The sequence below is a fragment of the Stenotrophomonas sp. K-6 genome (assembly GCF_056861555.1).
Window position 1 is genome coordinate 375,373 of sequence record NZ_JBSPUC010000002.1, and the last position, 17,413, is coordinate 392,785.

11 protein-coding genes are annotated in these 17,413 nt (G+C 67.0%); 5 read left to right on the forward strand and 6 right to left on the reverse strand.

The genetic code is table 11. The annotated features are described in order from the left end of the window. Positions 1-13: 13 nt before the first annotated feature. From AC13F7_RS07070 to AC13F7_RS07095, 6 genes are all read right to left on the reverse strand, one after another. Positions 14-2,860: a TIM-barrel domain-containing protein gene (locus AC13F7_RS07070; RefSeq protein WP_482999696.1), complete on the reverse strand. Its 2,847-nt coding sequence runs from the start codon at positions 2,858-2,860 to the stop codon at positions 14-16. Between the two features lie 46 nt (positions 2,861-2,906). Continuing rightward, the gene (locus AC13F7_RS07075) at positions 2,907-4,610 is read right to left on the reverse strand and encodes a DUF5597 domain-containing protein (RefSeq protein WP_482999697.1); all 1,704 of its coding nucleotides are present in this window, start codon (positions 4,608-4,610) and stop codon (positions 2,907-2,909) included. A gap of 17 nt (positions 4,611-4,627) precedes the next feature. Then, a complete protein-coding gene (locus AC13F7_RS07080; protein ID WP_482999698.1) occupies positions 4,628-6,535 on the reverse strand; it encodes a sialate O-acetylesterase in 1,908 nt (635 codons plus the stop codon). Beyond that, on the reverse strand, positions 6,532-8,769 hold the full coding sequence (locus tag AC13F7_RS07085) for a cellulase (RefSeq protein WP_482999699.1): 2,238 nt from the start codon (positions 8,767-8,769) through the stop codon (positions 6,532-6,534). Before AC13F7_RS07085 ends, AC13F7_RS07080 begins: the two co-directional genes overlap by 4 nt. Positions 8,770-8,899: 130 nt before the next feature. Then, complete coding sequence (locus tag AC13F7_RS07090; protein ID WP_482999700.1) at positions 8,900-11,602, reverse strand: TonB-dependent receptor; 2,703 nt, start codon at positions 11,600-11,602, stop codon at positions 8,900-8,902. 252 nt (positions 11,603-11,854) lie between these two features. After that, a complete protein-coding gene (locus AC13F7_RS07095) occupies positions 11,855-12,817 on the reverse strand; it encodes a LysR substrate-binding domain-containing protein (protein WP_481468082.1) in 963 nt (320 codons plus the stop codon). A 241-nt stretch (positions 12,818-13,058) separates the two neighbouring features. Between AC13F7_RS07095 and AC13F7_RS07100 the strand changes: the two genes are divergently transcribed. The 5 genes from AC13F7_RS07100 to AC13F7_RS07120 are packed head-to-tail and all read left to right on the forward strand — an operon-like array spanning position 13,059 to position 17,363. After that, complete coding sequence (locus AC13F7_RS07100; RefSeq protein WP_482999701.1) at positions 13,059-13,808, forward strand: SDR family oxidoreductase; 750 nt, start codon at positions 13,059-13,061, stop codon at positions 13,806-13,808. Positions 13,809-13,810: 2 nt separating this feature from the next. After that, complete coding sequence (locus tag AC13F7_RS07105) at positions 13,811-14,431, forward strand: 2-dehydro-3-deoxy-6-phosphogalactonate aldolase (RefSeq protein ID WP_481468086.1); 621 nt, start codon at positions 13,811-13,813, stop codon at positions 14,429-14,431. Beyond that, the gene (dgoD, locus tag AC13F7_RS07110; protein ID WP_123728935.1) at positions 14,428-15,576 is read left to right on the forward strand and encodes a galactonate dehydratase; all 1,149 of its coding nucleotides are present in this window, start codon (positions 14,428-14,430) and stop codon (positions 15,574-15,576) included. Before AC13F7_RS07105 ends, dgoD begins: the two co-directional genes overlap by 4 nt. Positions 15,577-15,582: 6 nt before the next feature. Next, a complete protein-coding gene (locus tag AC13F7_RS07115; protein WP_482999702.1) occupies positions 15,583-16,488 on the forward strand; it encodes an SMP-30/gluconolactonase/LRE family protein in 906 nt (301 codons plus the stop codon). Then, positions 16,485-17,363 (forward strand): 2-dehydro-3-deoxygalactonokinase, encoded by an 879-nt coding sequence (locus tag AC13F7_RS07120; protein ID WP_482999703.1) that lies wholly within the window; start codon positions 16,485-16,487, stop codon positions 17,361-17,363. The genes AC13F7_RS07115 and AC13F7_RS07120 overlap by 4 nt, the downstream gene beginning before the upstream one ends. Positions 17,364-17,413 lie beyond the last annotated feature (50 nt).

Below are 17,413 nucleotides of genomic sequence, written 5' to 3' on the forward strand. Positions count from 1 at the left end.
TCATCCTAGGCGATCAGCGCGCGGCTGCCATCTTGCGCTGCGGCACGACTACCGCCTTGCCGTCGTAGCGCACGGTCTGGTCGATGGCCGGGGCCAGCGCGCCGGCATCGGCACGCGGTCCTTCCACGAAGCGGACCTGGATCGTGCGCTGCGCCTGCATGCCTTTCCACTGGCCTTCGCGCTTGCCAATGCGCAGTTCCCGCGTGGCCTGGTTCCACTGCAGCGGGATGCGGCTGAACTGCCCCTTCTCATAGCCATAGCTGCGGCCGTCGTCCTCGTACAGCGAGAACGCACCGTCCGCGCCGGTGTAGACCACCACGGTCAGCGGCGCATCCGGCTGTTCGTCCACGTACTGCTGGACCGGCCCGGTCGGAAGGATCGCGCCGGCACGCACGTACAGCGGGATGCGTTCCAGTGGCGCGGCGGCATCGATGGTCTGGCCGCCCTGCAGGCGCTGGCCGGTGTAGTAATCCAGCCAGGTGGTCCCGGCCGGCAGGTAGACCTTGCGCGTGGTGGCGCCAAAGGTGGTGACCGGGGCGACCAGCAGCGAGGGCCCGAACAGGTACTGGTCGTTGATGTCACGGACCGCCGGATCGGACGGGAAATCCATCGGCAGGCCGCGCATGATGCTGCCGTCGTGGTGCCAGGTGTCGGCGGCCAGGGTGTAGATGTAGGGCAGCAGCGTGTAACGCAGGCGGCTGTAGTACACCATGCTGTCGTAGTACGGCGTGCCTTCCGGGGCGATGTTCCAGATCTCGCGGAACGGGTACTGGCCGTGCGAGCGGAACAGCGGCACGAACGCACCGAACTGGAACCAGCGGGTGTTGAGTTCACGCCACTCCGGCAGGTGCGCCGGATCTTCTTCCGAGTAGCGCTTCTCGGTGGAGAAGCCGCCGATGTCGAAGGTCCAGTTCGGCAGACCGGACATGGCCGTGTTCACACCGGCCGAGATCTGCTCGAGCATGTCATCCCAACGCGACACGATGTCGCCGCTCCACACCGCCACCGCATTACGCTGCGTGCCGGCATAGCCTTTGCGCGAGAGGATGAAGACACGCTGGCCATCGGCCGCGCGATCCCCCTCGTACACCCCCTGGGTGTGCGGCAGCGGATAGGAATTGAAGAACTCGGTGGACGGGCCCAGCGCGGTCGGCGTGGTACGTGCCTTGCGCTCGCCGATGTCCAGGTTGGAGTGCACGTCCGGCTCGTCGGCGTCCATCCACCAGGCATCGAAGCCCTTGCTGTTCAACTTCTCGTTGATCTGGCGCCAGTAGATCTGCTGCGCTTTTGCCGCGTAGGGATCGTAGAACGAGTTCTTGTAGCCCTTGCCGATCCAGTCCAGCTCGCCCACCTCGACGTTGCGCTGGTACATGAAGCCGGCCGCGTCCAGTTCCTTGTAGTTGGCCGTGGTCGGGTAGAACTTCGGCCATACCGAAATCATGACCTGCGCGTGCTGGTCATGGATGTGCTTGACCATGCCATCCGGATCGGGGAAGTGGGTGGGATCGAAGTCATGCGAGCCCCACGCATCTTCGGGCCAGTAGGACCAGTCCAGCACGATGTTGTCGATCGGCAGCTTGCGGCGACGGTACTCGTCCAGTACGCCGAGCAGTTCATCCTGGCTCTTGTAACGCTCGCGGCTCTGCCAGAAACCGTAGGCCCACTTGGGCAGCATCACCGCCTTGCCGGTCAGTTCGCGATAGCCGGCGATCACCTGATCGGCATTGCCCCCGGCGACCACGTAGTAGTCCACCATCTGCCCGGCTTCGGACCACAGCGAGAGATCGGCGGCTTCGGCCTGCGGCAGCGGATCACGGTGCAGCAGCGCGATGTAGCTGGGGTCGATCAGGTCCCACTCGACCTTGATCTGGTGGCGGCTACCGGGCGTCAGCTCCAGCGCGAATTCGTGATGCCACGGGTTCCAGTTCTGGCGCCAGCGGTCGATCACCAGCTTGCCGTCCACGTACAGCTTGATGTATTCGCTGCCGTACAGGGAGAAGGTATGGCGACCGGCGGTCTTCGCCTCGATCGCGCCTTCCCAGACCACCTGCGAGCGCCCACCCTCAGCGCCGTTTTTGCCCTTGGCCGGGAATGCGGTGAGATCCTTGATGTACTGGTAGTTCACCTCCGGCTCGCGGCGCTCGACGCGGGTCTTGCCATCGACGATGTAGCGGGCGGTCAACGCGCCGGCCTTGCCCTTGGCGTCGAACACCTGCAGCGAGGCCTGCAGCGGCTGCAGCCCGCGCGGGTCGCCCAGGCGGGTGATCGCGTTGTTGTCCCAGAGCAGACCGTAATTGCGGCTGGAGACGATGAACGGCACCGCCATGTCGATGTTGCCCTGGAGCAGCTCGACGTCGCGGCCCTTCTGGTTCATCCAGCCCTGCTGATGCTGCCCGAACCCGTAGATCGCCTCATCGCTGGGCGACTCGAAGCGCTGGCGCACGCTGTAGTACGCCTTGCCCTCCACGGTGAGCGGGCTGAAGCTGCGGCCACCGGCGCGCTCGGCCAGCAGCGGCTTGCCTTGCGCGTCACGGAAGCTCACGTGTCCATCGGCTTCGGAAACATCGGCGCTGATGCCGGCCGCGACCAGGCGCACGCTGCCACCGCCCTGCTCCACCGTGAAGCGCGGTTTGCCCTGCACGGGGACGCGCATCAGGCTCGGCGTGCGCGTGAAGTCGCCGTCGGGGTCGGCGCTGACCCGCACGATGTTGTCGTCCACCAGCTCCAGCCGGACCTGGGCCGCGCCGGCCTGGGCCGGCACCACCACCACACCGTTGTCCAGCACGCGGTGGCTCTGGGCCATCGCCGGTGACGCCAGCAATGCCAGCAGCGGCACGCTCAGTACGCTCATGTAACGCATTCAGTGCTCCCTTCTCATTCGTTGCGCGGGTGCGGACACCCCCGGTTCAATACGTCGCCAGCGTGACCTTGAGCAGCTGCGGCGCAGTGGTGAAGTTCAAGCCGTAGTCGGTCTGGTCGCCGTTCCAGTTGCGCTGGAACTGCCACTGGCCGTCCTTGTAGAACCCCTCTTCGACACGATCGAGCACCATGTTCGCGGTGGCCTCGCCGGCCGGGTGCAGGGTGACCCGTGCGTGCTGGGCGGTGATCAGGAATTCGTCCGGGCCGAGTTCGGCGATCAGCGCGCTGCCGATCGGCTCGGGGTTGCCCGGCGGCTGGCCCTGAAACCAGAACTGCGGCACGCCATAGGTGACCGTGGCCCGCCAGCGCGCGTTGAGCGGCACGTCCTGCACGGCCTGGCCGGCTTCTTCGGCCACGCCATGCAGTTTGCCTTCGGCCGAGGCCTTGGCAAACGGGCGCATGCCCAGGCTGACCAGCTGGAAACCGGTGGCGAACGGCGCCAGCGTTTCCGCGTCCACCTTTTTCGCGCCCAGCGGGTAGTTGCTGTAATGGCTGAAATCGATGCCGAATGTGGACCAGCCAATGCCGTCGTGCCCCAGCGTCGGGAACAGGTACCGCGCATACGGCGGTGCGTTGCCGGTTTCGGCGACGAACAGCGCGTTGTCCGGCCGCGCATAGCGCTCCAGCACCGTGGTGTACATGCGGTACTCGGGCATGTAGATGTCCGGCGCCAGGAAATCGATGTGCGGGCCGGCGGCCTTCCACACATCCAGCACATTGTCGGTCGGGCCACCACTGGCGTACTGGCCCGGTTGCCCGGGATTGAACGGCCCGCGCAGCGCGCCGTTGACGTACATCGGCAGCGGGTACACCGCCTTGCCTGCTTCAGTGACCTGGTCGATGAAGCGCCCGATCGACCAGGCGTGGAAGAACTCATCGGCATCGGCACCGAACACCTGTGCCCAGGTGCCGGGTGACTTGCCGAGTTTCTGCAGCAGTTCGGTCGGCACCGGCCCGTCGAACAGTTGCTGCGCCATCGGCGAGAAATCGCGGACGCTGCCATAGGTGCCCGGTTCGTTCTCCGGCTGCACCATGATCACCGTGCGCTGGGGGTCAGCCGCTTTGAGGTGCTGCATGAAGGCAACGAAGGCCTTGCGATCCGCCTCCAGCGTGGCCGGGGCATGCGGCGACAGCGAGCCGATGCTGCGTCCATCGCGGGTCACCACCCGCGGGAAGCGGGTGTTGTCGGTCTTCACCCAGCGCGGCGCGTAGGCCGGGCCATTGTTCTTCCAGGTCGCGAACCACAACAGCACCAGCCGCACGTCATGCTCGCGCGCCTGCTGGAGCAGCGTATCGACGAAGGAAAAATCAAACTTTCCCTCCTCCGGCTCGATCTGCTCCCAGGCGATCGGCACCTGCACCGTGTTGGCGCCGATGATCTTCACCGCCGGCCACACTGCCTCCAGCGCCGCCGCGTAGTTGCTGGAGTTGTTGACCTGCGCGCCCAGCACCAGGAACGGCTCGCCATCCACCAGCAGCGCGTGCTTGCCGTCCTTGCTGGTGAACTGCGGGATCGGCGCCTGCCTGGCGTCATCGTTCGTCGCCGGCTTGCCTGCCGCGGAAGGCTGTGCAGCCATGGCGCCATCGGCCGGTGTCGGTGCCTGCTCACAGGCGGCAAGCAGGCAAAGCAAGGCGGCCGGCAGCAGCAGGCGGCGTGGGAACAGCGGAAGCGGGTATGTGATCGGAGACATGCACGGGGTCCTTGTGGTCACCAGGTATCGCTGCGGAACGGCGAGGCCGGCAGCTGTTGCGAATTGATCAGGTTGGCGTCGGCCGGGTTCTCGCGCCAGGCATAACGCACCGCGACCGGCGTGGCGACCGCATCGCTGTGGACGATCACGCGATCACCGTTGATCCGCGCCTGTGCCGGGTGGAAGCGGCGGTCGGCACCGGACACGCTGAAGCCTTGTACCTGGGGGCCACCGCCACGTACCGCCAGCGCGCTGCCCATCGGGTCGAAGGTGATGACGGCCTGGCCGCGATCGAAGCGGACGGCGCGCTGCACCGGGCCGCTGAACGTGAGCGTTTCGCCATACGCTGTATGCCGGGCGGCCAGCGCCAGCCGTGCGCCGACATCGCGCTTGTTGCGCGGATGGATATCCGTCGCGTTGCCGAGGTCGATGCTCACCACCTGCGCGGTGTGCGGCAGCGACAGCGCCGCCGACTGCGACTCGCGCAGCAACGCCCACGGGCTTTGATCACCGTGATCGGCGCCCGCGCCGAAGCTGGCCAACTGCACCCAGACGAACGGCAGCGCCGGTGCGTTCCAGTCCTGACGCCACTGTTGGATCAAGGCCTTGAACTGATCGCGGTACGCCAACGCCCCGGTGTCGGTCGTATTGCTCTCACCCTGATACCAGATCACCCCCTTGAGCGGGAATGGCGGCAGCGGGTGGATCATGCGGTTGTACAGCAGCGTCGGGGTCTGGTTCTTGTCATCGTCCAGCGCGACCGTGACCGCAGCAGGGCGGAACCGCCAGCGCTGCAGCGGCACCTGGCTGCCATCGGCCAGGCGGACGAACAGCTCGGCCGCCTCACCGTGGATACCACCGCCACCGCCCAGGTCCTCGACCCGCACCGCGACCACATTGCGGCCGGCGTGCAGCTGGCCGGCCACCAGCGGATACACCCGCGGCGTGTTCCAGGCCATCGTGGTCGCGCCGACCTGCACACCATTGACGAAGGTGCGGTCCGAATCATCGATCCGCCCGACCCCGAGGCTGCCGGACTGCGCTGCCTGCGCAGCGCTCAGGGTGAACTCGGCCCGGTACCAGCCGATGCCGTCCATGCCAGCATAGCCCCCGGTTTCCCACAGGCCGGGGAGCGTGGCGCCCTCCCAGCCCGTGTCGTCGAACTGCACCGCCGACCACTGCGGCTGCTCATCGAACGTGGCCCAATGGGCAAGCCGCTGCCGCACCTGTGCCAGCGTACGGGCATCGCGCTCACGCTGCGCCTGCATGCGCGTGGCCAGCGTGGCCGCATCGATGCCCTGGAGCGCCGCAGGCATCCACGCTTCGATGGTGCTGCCGCCCCAGGTGCTGTCGATGATGCCGATCGGCACCCCTGCGTGCTGCCGCAGCGCGCGCGCGAAGTAGTACGCGACTGCAGAGAAGCTGCCCGCGTTGGCGGGGGTTGCCGGCAGCCAGTGGCCACCGGCCAGGGCCGTCTCCGGCTGCCCGGACCAGGATTTGGGAATCTTGAAATGACGCAGCTGCGCGTCGCTCGCCGCGGCGATGACCGCCGCGGCGTCCTGCGTATCGTGCAGCGGCCATTCCATATTGGACTGGCCGCTGGCCAGCCAGACATCGCCAAACAGGACATCGCGCACCTGCAGCGCGCGCCCGTCGCCCGTGATCTCCAGCTGGAATGGGCCACCGGCCGCGTGCGGCGGCAATACGACCTTCCAGGCGCCATCCTTACCCACCGTGGTACTGACGCGCTGGCCGTCGATGCCGACCTGCAGGCGTGCGCCGGGCGTGGCCGTGCCCCACACCGGCAGCGGCTGGTCACGCTGCAGCACCATGCCGTCGGCGAACATTCGTGGCAGGACCGGCTCGGCCTGCACGGCTGCGGAGAACATCGACAGCGATACCGCCAGCGCACACGCTCGTTTCATTGTGGATCTCCGTAGACGATGCCGCGTCCGCCGGTAGCGAAGTAGACGCGCCCATGCAGGCGCGGATCCCCGGTGACGCGTTGAATCTGACCGAACTGGTGCGCGGCGTCATCGATGCGCAGCCACCGGGCACCACCGTCATCGGAACGGAAGAGCCCCTGGACGCCCTCGACGGTGCCCGCAACGAACACGCTGGCAACGTCACGACCCGGGGCACCCTTGCCGACGCCGAAGCTGTGAACCGCTTCCACCCCCGCCACGCGCTGCAGATCACCCGCGCGCCAGCGCAGCAGCCCCTGCGGACCGGCACCGACATACACCAGCCCACGCTGCTGTGGATCGGCGCGCAGCTCGGCCGTCAGTGCCGGGGCCGGCGCCAGGTGTACGCGGTCGGCCACGAACGAGGCACCCCCATCGTCGCTGCGCAGCAACGCGCCGCTGGCGGCGTCGTACGCATACCAGCGCGCAGGCGAGCGGGCGTCCGCGACCACCACGGCCGTGTTGGGCAGGCCGCGCACGGCCTGCCATTGCCGGCCGTGGTCATCGGTGTACCAATGGCTGCCGCGCAGCGTGTGCCACAGCACCCGGCCGCCATCGCTGCCGATGCGGATGCGGCCCGCGCCCTCGCCGTCCGGCGGTTCGCTGACGAACGCCTGCCACGTTCGGCCACCATCGTCCGACCAGGCCGCACGGACCTCGTCATGCAGGCGATGGCGCACGGTGCCGCTGCGCACCACGTGGGAAGGTGACTGCGCGGCAGCGTCGATGCTCTCGCTGTTGGTCAGGCGCGGACCGGCGTACTGCAACGGCGATACCGCCAGGTCATCGTGGCGGAAGCCATCAATGTCGCCCAGTGCGCTGAGCAGGTGCGCGCCCTGTACCGGGCTGACCAGATCCAACGGCACCGTTTCCTCCAGCCCATCATTCTGGAACCACCACTGCACCGGCTGGCCATCGTCGACGGCGCGGATATCCCGGCTCGCCCACAGCCCGTAGCCGGTGACGAACAGCACCCGGCGCGGGTCGGACGGATCGATCTGCACATCGGCGATCCAGTGCGGGGAGGCGTGCGCGGTCCAGGGCGCGTTGCCGTGGTCGAACGTCGCGCCCACGATGACCGGGGTCCAGCTGCGGCCGCCATCGGTACTGCGGAAGATGTCGTCGTGCGGGCCAAAGCGATTGAAGGTGCTGGCCATCACCACCTGCGGATTGCCGGCCTCCACGCTGACGCCGCCCCAGCCGAAGCCATCGCCCTGGGTGTCACTGGACTGTGCCACCGGACTGATGTCCTGCCAGCGCCCCTGCGCGGGATCGAACCGCCACAGCGCGCCGTTGCCCATGCTGTCCGGACCCGGCAGATCCGCATAGGCGATATACAGGCGCCCGTCGCTGCCCTGCGCCATGCGCGTGGGTCGCAGGCCACGCGGTTGCCCGGGCAGTGCCTGCCAGGTCTGTCCCGCATCGTCGGAGCGGTACAGCGCGGGGCCGGTGGTGGTCGACACGCCGGCATGGATCACCGGCGTGGCACGTCCGGCACGGCCGCTGCGCGCATCGAACTGTACGAACACGATGCCGATCTGCTGCGTGCCGTTCCAGGCCGGCGCACCGGCCTGCGCACTGCGCGCGATCGCCGGAAAGCTGGTCACTTCCTGCCAGTGTGCGCCGTGGTCATCGCTGCGCCACAGCCCATCGCTGCGCGTGCCCAGCAACAGAGTGCGGCCTTGATGCGGATCCACCGCCAAGCGCTCGCCATTGCCGCGCGAAAGCTCGTTGCCACCGAGCTTGAACGGAAGATCGGTGCGGGTGAAGGTCGCCCCGCGGTCGGACGAGCGCAGGATCGCGCCGTTGCCCACCCGGGGGTTGGTATAGGTGCCTGCGGCCAGATAGACGCGCTGCGGGTCGCTGGCGTCCACAGCCAGGCTCTCAATGCCGGTCAGGTTGGCATCGTCGCGACCGAGCCAGTCGGTCAACGCAATCCACCGGCCAGTGGTCTGATCCCACCGGTAGGCACCGCCAACATCGGTGCGTGCGTACAGCAGGTTCGGCTCGGTCGGATGGAACACCAGCCCGGTCACGAAGCCGCCGCCACCGATCGCCACGTTCCGCCACTGGTAAGGGGCCGCCACGGCGAGGACCGGAAGCACGGCCAGCAACACCACCAGCCACCCTGCCCGGCAGCGGCCAGGACGGGCCGATGCACGCAACGTCCAGATCAGGCAATCGGCGGGGGTCATGCACGGGCCTCCCGGTGGAGCGGCGTGCGGCACAGCAGCCGCACACCTGGAGCAGGAACTGCGGCCCTGCCCGCTTCGTGGTGGAGAGGACGGTCCACGAAGCAGGAAGGCCGACAGACGATCACGCGCGTTACAGGCTCGCGCGCAGGGTGATGCCGTAGCGACGGTCGTTGATCACGAAATCGCGGTAGCGCGTGGTGTAGCCCAGGTAGCTTTCGTTGCGGGTATCGAGCAGGTTCATGCCATCCAGCGACACCGACCAGACGTCGTTGATGTTGAACCGCAGCGAGGCATCCAGCTGGCCGAAGCCCTTGTTGTAGACCGGCAGGTTGCCGGTCCCGTTGCCGGCCGTGGTGATCAACCAGTCACTGCGCCAGTTGTAGGCCACACGCGCCTGGAACCGCGGCACTTCGTAGCTGAGGATGACGTTGTAACTGTTCTTGGACAGCCCCTCCAGCGGCACCACCAGCTGGCTGCCGTTGGTGTCGGTGGCATTCGGGCTGGGCGCCTTGGAATCGACGTAGGTGTAGTTGGTCTGCAGGCCGAAATGGCTCATCCAACCCGGCAGGAAATCGAAGAACTGGGTGTAGCCCACTTCCACGCCCTTGATCTTGCCGTCATCGCCATTGACCGGGCGGGTGATTTCCCAGTTCTCGCCGGCGTAGACCTCGTTGAACACGGCGTTGGCGATGAAGCCGTCGACCTTCTTGTAGAAGGCGGTGCCGTACATCATCGAGCCCTGGCCGAAGTACCACTCCAGCGAGGTATCGAACTGGGTGGCTTCCATCGGCTTGAGGTTGGGGTTGCCCGCCGAACCGGTCCGCCGGGTCACACCGCCACCGGCATCGGCCGCGCTCAGGCTCAGGTTCGGGTTGAGCTTGTCGAAGCCCGGGCGCGAAATCCCCTTGGACGCGGCGAAGCGCAGCTGCAGCTGATCGGTGAACATCCAGCGCAGGTTGAGGCTGGGCAGTACGTCGGTGTAGGACTGCTCAACATTCACCGGCAGCAGGCCGCCACCTTCGATGTCGGTGCCGGTGCGCACGCCGTCGGAGGTGACCTCCGTGCGCACCACGCGCACGCCGACGTTGCCATCGAACGGCACGCCCCAGTCGTCCGTGCCGAAGCGCAGCACGCCATACGCTGCGTAGGTCTTCTCGCGCTGGTTGTTGATGTTGTTCGGTGAGAATTCCAGCGGATCAGCGCCGAACGCCGCCAGGGTCTGCTCATAGTTCTCCACCGCCGCGTCGGCCGCACTCAGGGTGGGACCGAAGGTATAGCTCTTGCCGCGGAAGAAATCGGTGATCGGGTTCGGCACCAGGCCCACGTTCGGGAAGTCGGCGAACGGCGCGCCGAGCCACATGAAGCGCCACACGTTGCCCTGGTTCTCGGCCTTGCGATCGGTGTAACGCACGCCGGCCTTGAAGCTGCGGGCGAAACCATCGTCGAACGCCAGATCCATGTCCGAACGCCAGGCGAACTCGGTGCCCTTGTTGTCGTCCTTGTTGTCCAGATGGAATTTCCAGCCGACGTAATTGGCCGGATCGGTCAGATACCCCTGGTTGCCGGCGGCATCGGTCACGGCCAGGTACGGCAGGTCGCCGCTCAGGTCGATCGTATAGAACGGCGTGGCGTTCATGCCGGTGCCCACGATGTAGCGCGTGCCCTTGGTGGTGGCATCCACGTACTGTAAATCGGTGCTCAAGGTCAGGTTCGGGGTCACCGTCCACTTGGCGCCCAACGAGTAGTCGGTGGTGATCGACTTGCGCTGGGTCAGGCTGGTGTTGGAATCAGCCGGGGTGTTCTGGAACACGCCGCTGACCAGTTCGTTGCGGTCGTTGACCACGATGTCGCGCGCGCCCTGCATGGCGTCGCCGCCGCTGTAGGCGAAGAACGAGTAATCCTGCCAGCGGAAATCGTAGTCCGAGCGCAGCACCTGCGCCTGCACTTCAATGTCGTCGCGTGGGCGCCACTGCAGCGCCACCGCCCCGGTGCGGCGCTTGCGCTCACCGACGGTGGTATTGATGCCGGCGCCGTGCGGCACGAACACCTCAGTGCCTTCAAAACCGGGCAGATCGGTCTGCGAATACCACGGCTCCAGCGAAATCGTGTCCTGGCGGAACGGGCTGGTCTGCTGCGAGTAGTTCACCAGCAGGCCCACCTCGCCGATACCGGTCTGCCAGCGGTCGCTGAACATGCCCGAGAACGCCGGCTTGCTGTCATCGGCCAGATCGTAATGGTTGTACTGCAGGCTGCCGGCGATCTTGCGGCCTTCATAATCGAACGGCAGGCGCGTGCGCAGGTCGACCGTGCCGCCCAGGCCACCTTCGATCATTTCCGCCGAGGGGTTCTTGTAGACGTTGACGCCGCCGAGCAGCTCGGCCGAGACGTCTTCGAAGCTCAGGCCGCGGCCGTCATTGGCGGTGAAGATGTCACGGCCATTGAGCTCGGTGCGCACCTGGGTCAGGCCACGGATGGCGATGGTGCTGCCTTCGCCATAGTTGCGCGTGATCTGGATGCCGGAGATGCGCTGCAGCGCTTCGGCGACGTTGTTGTCGGGCAGCTTGCCGATGTCCTCGGCCACGATCGAATCGACGATCTGCTCGGCATTCTGTTTGATCTGCTGGGCACGGGTCACGCTGCTGCGGGTACCCGTCACCTGGACGGTGTCCAGCTGGGTCGCGGCAGTGGTGTCCTGGATGTTGCTCTGCTGGGCCATCACCTGCCCGGCGACCAGCATCGAAACACAGACCGCCAGCGCACGGCGGCGCAACGCGGTGGGGGTACGTGCAGGCACGGATGCGCCTGTCGCCCCACGGCAACAACGTACTGACATGATGTTTCCCTCCCAGGACACATGTGCTGACGGTGGACGACGCCGTTCGGCGCCGCCTGTAACAATCAGGTTGTAAGGTCATGCCCACCACCGGGATGCCGGGGCGGGGTACAACGCGGCCGGTCGTTTCCGGTCGGCTGGCGGGCAGCTTAGGCAGCGGCAGCCATTCCATGCCAATAAAATATTGGGCAGGATGTATTCCTTCGGAGAATACCATTCACGCCGCCCATACCAGCCGTGGCCCGGCCCGCTTCAGCCGCTGCCGCGCAGCCCCGGATACAGCCAGCGCGCGGTCGTTCGAAGGGCCAGCAGCATGCGCTCGGCGGCCGGCGGCAAGACGTGGCCGCGCCGGTAGATGATCCCGAACGACTCCATGCGCACGCCCACATCGATCGGCAGCACGGTCAGCAGCTTGGCCTGGATGTAGGGCGCTACCGATTCCACCGGCAACGCGGCCAGCAGATCGCTGCCGCGCAGCAGGCTGGTCATCACCGGCAGCGAGCTGGTCTCGATGATGTTCTGCGGAATCGGCAGGCCCTGCTCCAGGAACAGCGCATCCAGCCGCGCGCGCAGCACGCTGTCAGCCGGCGGCAGGATCCAGCCATGCCGGGCCAGATCGGCATAGTGCAGATCGTCGCGGCTGGCCAGCGGATGACCGGCGCGGGCGATCACCGAATGCGGCTCGTCCGCCAGCGCTTCGAAGGTGAGGTCCGCAGCGCCCTCGGGTCCCAGGATGCGGCCGATCACCAGATCCAGCTGGCCATCCAGCAGTCGCGCCACCAGCGGCCGGCTGTAGTCCATCTCGACCCGGATCAGGATGTCCGGAAACTCGCGCTTCACCTCGGCGATCGCCTGCGGCACCAGGTTGGTGCCCGGGTTGACCACGGTACCGATCGAGACCTGCCCCATATGCCCGCTGCGCAGCGCGGCGATTTCTTCGGTCGCCCGGCCGATCTCCGACATCGCCGAGCGCGCGCGCCGGATCAGCACCTGCCCGTACCAGGTCGGCTCCACGCCGCGGGCGTGCCGCTCGAACAGCTTCACCCCGAGCATGTCCTCCATCTCCGCCAGCAGCTTGGACGCAGCCGGCTGGGTCATGGCGGCGGCTTCGGCGGCACGCAGCACCGAGCCGTGTTCGTGCAGGTGCAACAGCAACATCAAATGCCGGGTCTTGAGCCGGGAGGCAGTTGTCCAAGGGCCAGGTGCGGTCGTCATCACACATCCGTTCTGCGTTGATCGCCGCATTGAATCACGGTATTCGCCGGGGGAATAGATATCCCGAAAAATTTCATTTGATAAGAATACCTTCGCACGCAACCCTGACCGTATGGCTGCGCCGCCCCCGGCTGCCAGCCCGCCAGCGCCCCCCGCGCCCGCCGAGTCATGGAGCCTGCTTTGTCCGCACCCGCTTTGTCGTACCGTCTGCCGTTGGCTCCATCCCTGGACACACTGTTCGATGAGTAAACGACTGCAGGACAAGATCGCGCTGGTCACCGGCGCGGCCAGCGGCATCGGCGCGGCCACCGCCGCGCTGTTCGCCGAGCATGGCGCCCGGGTGATCGGGCTGGATTTGAACCCACCGCTCGCCCCGGATGCACGGATCGACCATCGCCTGGCCGACATCACCGATGCGGCCGCGGTGCGCGCCCTGGTGGAGCACGTTCGCGCCAAGCATGGCCGCGTGGATGTGCTGGTCAACAACGCCGGCGCCGATGTCTTCACCGACCCGCTGCAGCTGGAAGACGCGCAGTGGGAACGCTGCCTGGATCTCAACCTCAAGGGCGCCTGGAACGTGTGCCGGGCGGTGCTGCCGGCGATGCTGGCGCAGCAGGCCGGTTCCATCGTCAACATCGCCTCGGTGCATGGCCACCGGATCATCCCGCATGCCTTCCCCTACCCGGTCGCCAAGCACGGCCTGATCGGGCTGAGCAAAGCACTCGGCATCGAGTACGCAGCGCAGGGCATCCGGGTCAACTCGATTTCGCCGGGGCTGATCCTGGTGCCCCGGATCGAGGCCTGGTTCGCCAACAGCGCCGATCCGGCCGCCACGCGCCATGCACAGGAGCAGCTGCTGCCCTGCAAGCGCATCGGTGAGCCCGGCGAAGTGGCGTACACCGCGCTGTTCCTCGCCAGCGACGAAGCCCGCTTCATCAATGCCACCGACATCCTGATCGACGGTGGCCGTTCCCAGCTTTACCACGAGTAATCATGAGCGCCCCGATCTTCCAACTGCCTCTCGTCGCGATCCTGCGCGGCATCACCCCGGATGACACCCTTGCCCATGTCGGCGCGCTGGTGGAGGCCGGCTTCGATGCGATCGAAGTGCCGCTGAATTCGCCGCGCTGGGAAGACAGCATCGCCCGCGCGCAGCAGGCCTTTGGTGCGCAGGCCTGGATCGGCGGCGGCACGGTGTTGCGCGAGCAGCAGGTGGATGCGCTGGTGCAGATCGGTGCGCGCTTCATCGTCACCCCCAACACCCGGCCCGCACTGATCCGCCACGCGGTGGATCGCGGCCTGCAGGTGATGGCCGGGTTCGCCACCGCCAGCGAGGCGTTCGATGCGATCGACGCCGGCGCGCAGATGCTCAAGCTGTTCCCCGCCGCCACTTACGGTCCTGGCCACGTGCGCGCCCTGCGCTCGGTGCTGCCGCGCGAGCTGCCGTTGTACGTGGTCGGCGGCGTGACCCCGGATTCCCTCGCCAGCTACCTCGCCGCCGGTGCGGTCGGTGCCGGTATCGGGGGTGATCTCTATCAACCCGCCCAGCCGCTGCAGCGTACCCGCGAGCAGGCCCAGGCGTTCCTCCAGGCCTACCGGACTACGCACGGATGAAGATCACCCGACTGGTTACCTATCATGCCGCACCGCGCTGGCTGTTCCTGAAGATCGAGACCGACGAGGGCATCACCGGCTGGGGCGAGCCGGTGATCGAGGGCCGCGCGCGCACCGTGGATGCGGCCGTGCATGAACTGTCGGAGTATCTGATCGGGCAGGACCCGACCCGGATCAACGACCTGTGGCAGACGATGTATCGCGGCAGCTTCTACCGCGGAGGCGCGATCCTGATGAGTGCCATCGCCGGGATCGACCAGGCGCTGTGGGACATCAAGGGCAAAGCGCTCGGCGTGCCGGTGTACCAGTTGCTCGGCGGTCTGGTGCGCGACCGCATGAAGACCTACCGCTGGGTCGGCGGTGACCGTCCGGCCGATCTGGTCGAGCAGGTGCATCGCTACCGCGAACTCGGCTTTGATACGTTCAAGTTCAACGGCACCGAAGAGATGCAGCTGCTGGACAGCCCGCGCCGCGTGGATGCCGCCATCGCCAAGGTGGCCGCGCTGCGCGATGCATTCGGCGACAGCATCGATTTCGGCGTGGACTTCCACGGCCGGGTCGGCGCCCCGATGGCGCGCGTGCTGCTCAAGGAACTGGAGCCGTACCGCCCGTTGTTCGTGGAAGAACCGGTGCTGCCCGAACAGGCCGAGTACTACCCGCGCCTGGCCGCGGCCACCTCGATTCCGCTGGCGGCCGGTGAGCGCATGTACTCGCGCTTCGAATTCAAGCAGGTACTCGCCAACGGTGGGCTGTCGCTGCTGCAGCCGGATCTGTCGCATGCCGGCGGCCTCACCGAGTGCCTGAAGATCGCCGCGATGGCCGAGGCCTACGATGTCGCGCTCGCACCGCACTGCCCGCTCGGCCCGGTGGCACTGGCGGCCTGCCTGCAGCTGGATTTCGTCTCGCACAACGCGGTGCTGCAGGAACAGAGCATCGGCATCCACTACAACCAGGGCGCCGATCTGCTCGATTACGTGTTGAACAAGGACGACTTCCACTGCGACCATGGCAGCATCGCCGCCCTGCCCAAACCCGGGCTGGGCGTGGAAATCGATGAGGAGCGCCTGCGCCATGCCCATGAGAATCCGCCTGACTGGCGCAACCCTGTCTGGCGCCACGCCGACGGCTCCGTTGCCGAGTGGTGAGCCGCGATGAGCGTTGAACTGGCTCCGGCCACGCTGGTGGTGGACAGCCGCTGCACCCATGGCGAAGGCGTGCTCTGGTGCGAACAGCGGCAGAGCGTGCTGTGGGTCGATATCGCCGAACGCCGGCTGTGGGAACACCACCCCGAGCGTGGCACCACCCGGCATTGGACGCTGCCGGACCGGCCCGGCTGCATCGGCCTGTTCGAGGACGGCACGCTGCTGGTGGCGCTGGTGAGTTCACTGCACCGCGCCGATTTGGCCACGGCCACCGACGAAGCGCTGCCGCTGCAGTGGCTGGCCGACGTGGACCCACTCAACGCTTACACGCGCAGCAACGATGGCCGCGCCGACCGCGACGGCAACTTCGTGTTCGGCACGATGAACGAGCACCCCGGACGCGCTGCCGATGGCCGCTTCTACCAGTACTCCACCCGTCACGGCCTGCGCGAACTGCCGCTGCCGGGCATCGTGATTTCCAATGCGATCAGCTTCAGCCTCGATGGGCGCACGATGTACTGGTGCGACTCGGTATCGCCGCGGATCATGGCCTGCGATTACGACCCCGAGCAGGCCAGCACCACCAACGTACGCGAATTCACCGCGCTGGCCAATACCGCCGCCGAACCCGACGGCTCGGCCGTGGATGCCGCCGGACGGGTCTGGAACGCGCAATGGCGCGCACGTCAGGTGAGCTGTTACGCACCCGATGGCACGCTGCTGCAGGTGCAGCCGGTGCCGGTCAAACACCCCACCTGCGTCGCATTTGGCGGCGGCGATCTGCGCACGCTGTATGTGATCAGCTCACGGCTGGACCACACGCCGGAAGAACTGGCCGCCAGCACACACGCCGGTAGTCTGTTCAGCGCACGCCAAGCGCAGCCGGGCCTGCCCGAGAGCCGGATCCGCGGATGATCGCGGTCGACTGGGGCAGCAGCAGCCTGCGCGGCTATCGGCTGGATGATGCCGGCGCGATCATCGCGCAACGCGCCAGCGGACGCGGCATCCTGCACTGCCAGGGCAACTTCGCCGACGTGCTGGCCGAGCTGATGGATGGCTGGCCGGACCGTACGATCCTGCTCAGCGGCATGATCGGCAGCCGCAGCGGCTGGATCGAGCAGGCCTACCTGCCCTGCCCGGCCAGACTCGCCGATCTCGCTGCGGCCCTGCACCTGCATCACGACGAACGGCTGCCCGGCCGCGATATCTGGTTCGTGCCGGGCGTGGCCGTCCAGGGTGCTGGCGAAACGCCGGATGTGATGCGCGGCGAAGAGACGCAGTTGGTCGGTCTGGATGCCGGCGCCAGCATGGCGCAGGTCTGCCTGCCCGGTACCCACAGCAAGTGGGCAATGCTGCACGATGGAGCGATCACCGGTTTTGCGACCGCCATGACCGGCGAACTGTTCGCCCTCCTGCGCCAGCACAGCCTGCTTGGCCGCCTGATGGACGACGGCGACACCTCCGACGCCACCGCCTTCGCGCAGGGCGTGCAGCGCAGCGGCGAGGCGGGCGGCCTGCTGCACCACCTGTTCGGCGTGCGTGCGCTGGGCCTGTTCGACCTGTTGTCTGCCAGCGCAGCGCCTTCCTATCTCTCCGGTGTACTGCTCGGCCATGAAATCCGTGCGCTCGCCGATGCCAGCGCGCAGGTCCACCTTGTGGGCAGCGCCGCGCTGACAGCGCGCTATGCCCATGCCCTGCAGCTGCTTGGCATGAGCGCGGCGAATGCCCCTGAAAGCCTTGCCGCACGGGGCCTGTACCGCCTTGCGCAGCAGCGCGGTCTGCTTGGCTGAGCGCACCGCCCCAGCATTCAGGCACAACCTGTTCTAGAATTACGCGGCTT

Bases quoted from the DNA above. Each gene is read 5' to 3' on its own strand.
- AC13F7_RS07080 (WP_482999698.1), bottom strand. From the start codon at position 6,535: ATGAAACGAGCGTGTGCGCTGGCGGTATCGCTGTCGATGTTCTCCGCA.
- AC13F7_RS07075 (WP_482999697.1), bottom strand. From the start codon at position 4,610: ATGTCTCCGATCACATACCCGCTTCCGCTGTTCCCACGCCGCCTGCTG.
- AC13F7_RS07085 (WP_482999699.1), bottom strand. From the start codon at position 8,769: ATGACCCCCGCCGATTGCCTGATCTGGACGTTGCGTGCATCGGCCCGT.
- AC13F7_RS07100 (WP_482999701.1), top strand. From the start codon at position 13,059: ATGAGTAAACGACTGCAGGACAAGATCGCGCTGGTCACCGGCGCGGCC.
- AC13F7_RS07120 (WP_482999703.1), top strand. From the start codon at position 16,485: ATGATCGCGGTCGACTGGGGCAGCAGCAGCCTGCGCGGCTATCGGCTG.
- AC13F7_RS07090 (WP_482999700.1), bottom strand. From the start codon at position 11,602: ATGTCAGTACGTTGTTGCCGTGGGGCGACAGGCGCATCCGTGCCTGCA.
- AC13F7_RS07070 (WP_482999696.1), bottom strand. From the start codon at position 2,860: ATGCGTTACATGAGCGTACTGAGCGTGCCGCTGCTGGCATTGCTGGCG.
- dgoD (WP_123728935.1), top strand. From the start codon at position 14,428: ATGAAGATCACCCGACTGGTTACCTATCATGCCGCACCGCGCTGGCTG.
- AC13F7_RS07095 (WP_481468082.1), bottom strand. From the start codon at position 12,817: ATGACGACCGCACCTGGCCCTTGGACAACTGCCTCCCGGCTCAAGACC.
- AC13F7_RS07105 (WP_481468086.1), top strand. From the start codon at position 13,811: ATGAGCGCCCCGATCTTCCAACTGCCTCTCGTCGCGATCCTGCGCGGC.
- AC13F7_RS07115 (WP_482999702.1), top strand. From the start codon at position 15,583: ATGAGCGTTGAACTGGCTCCGGCCACGCTGGTGGTGGACAGCCGCTGC.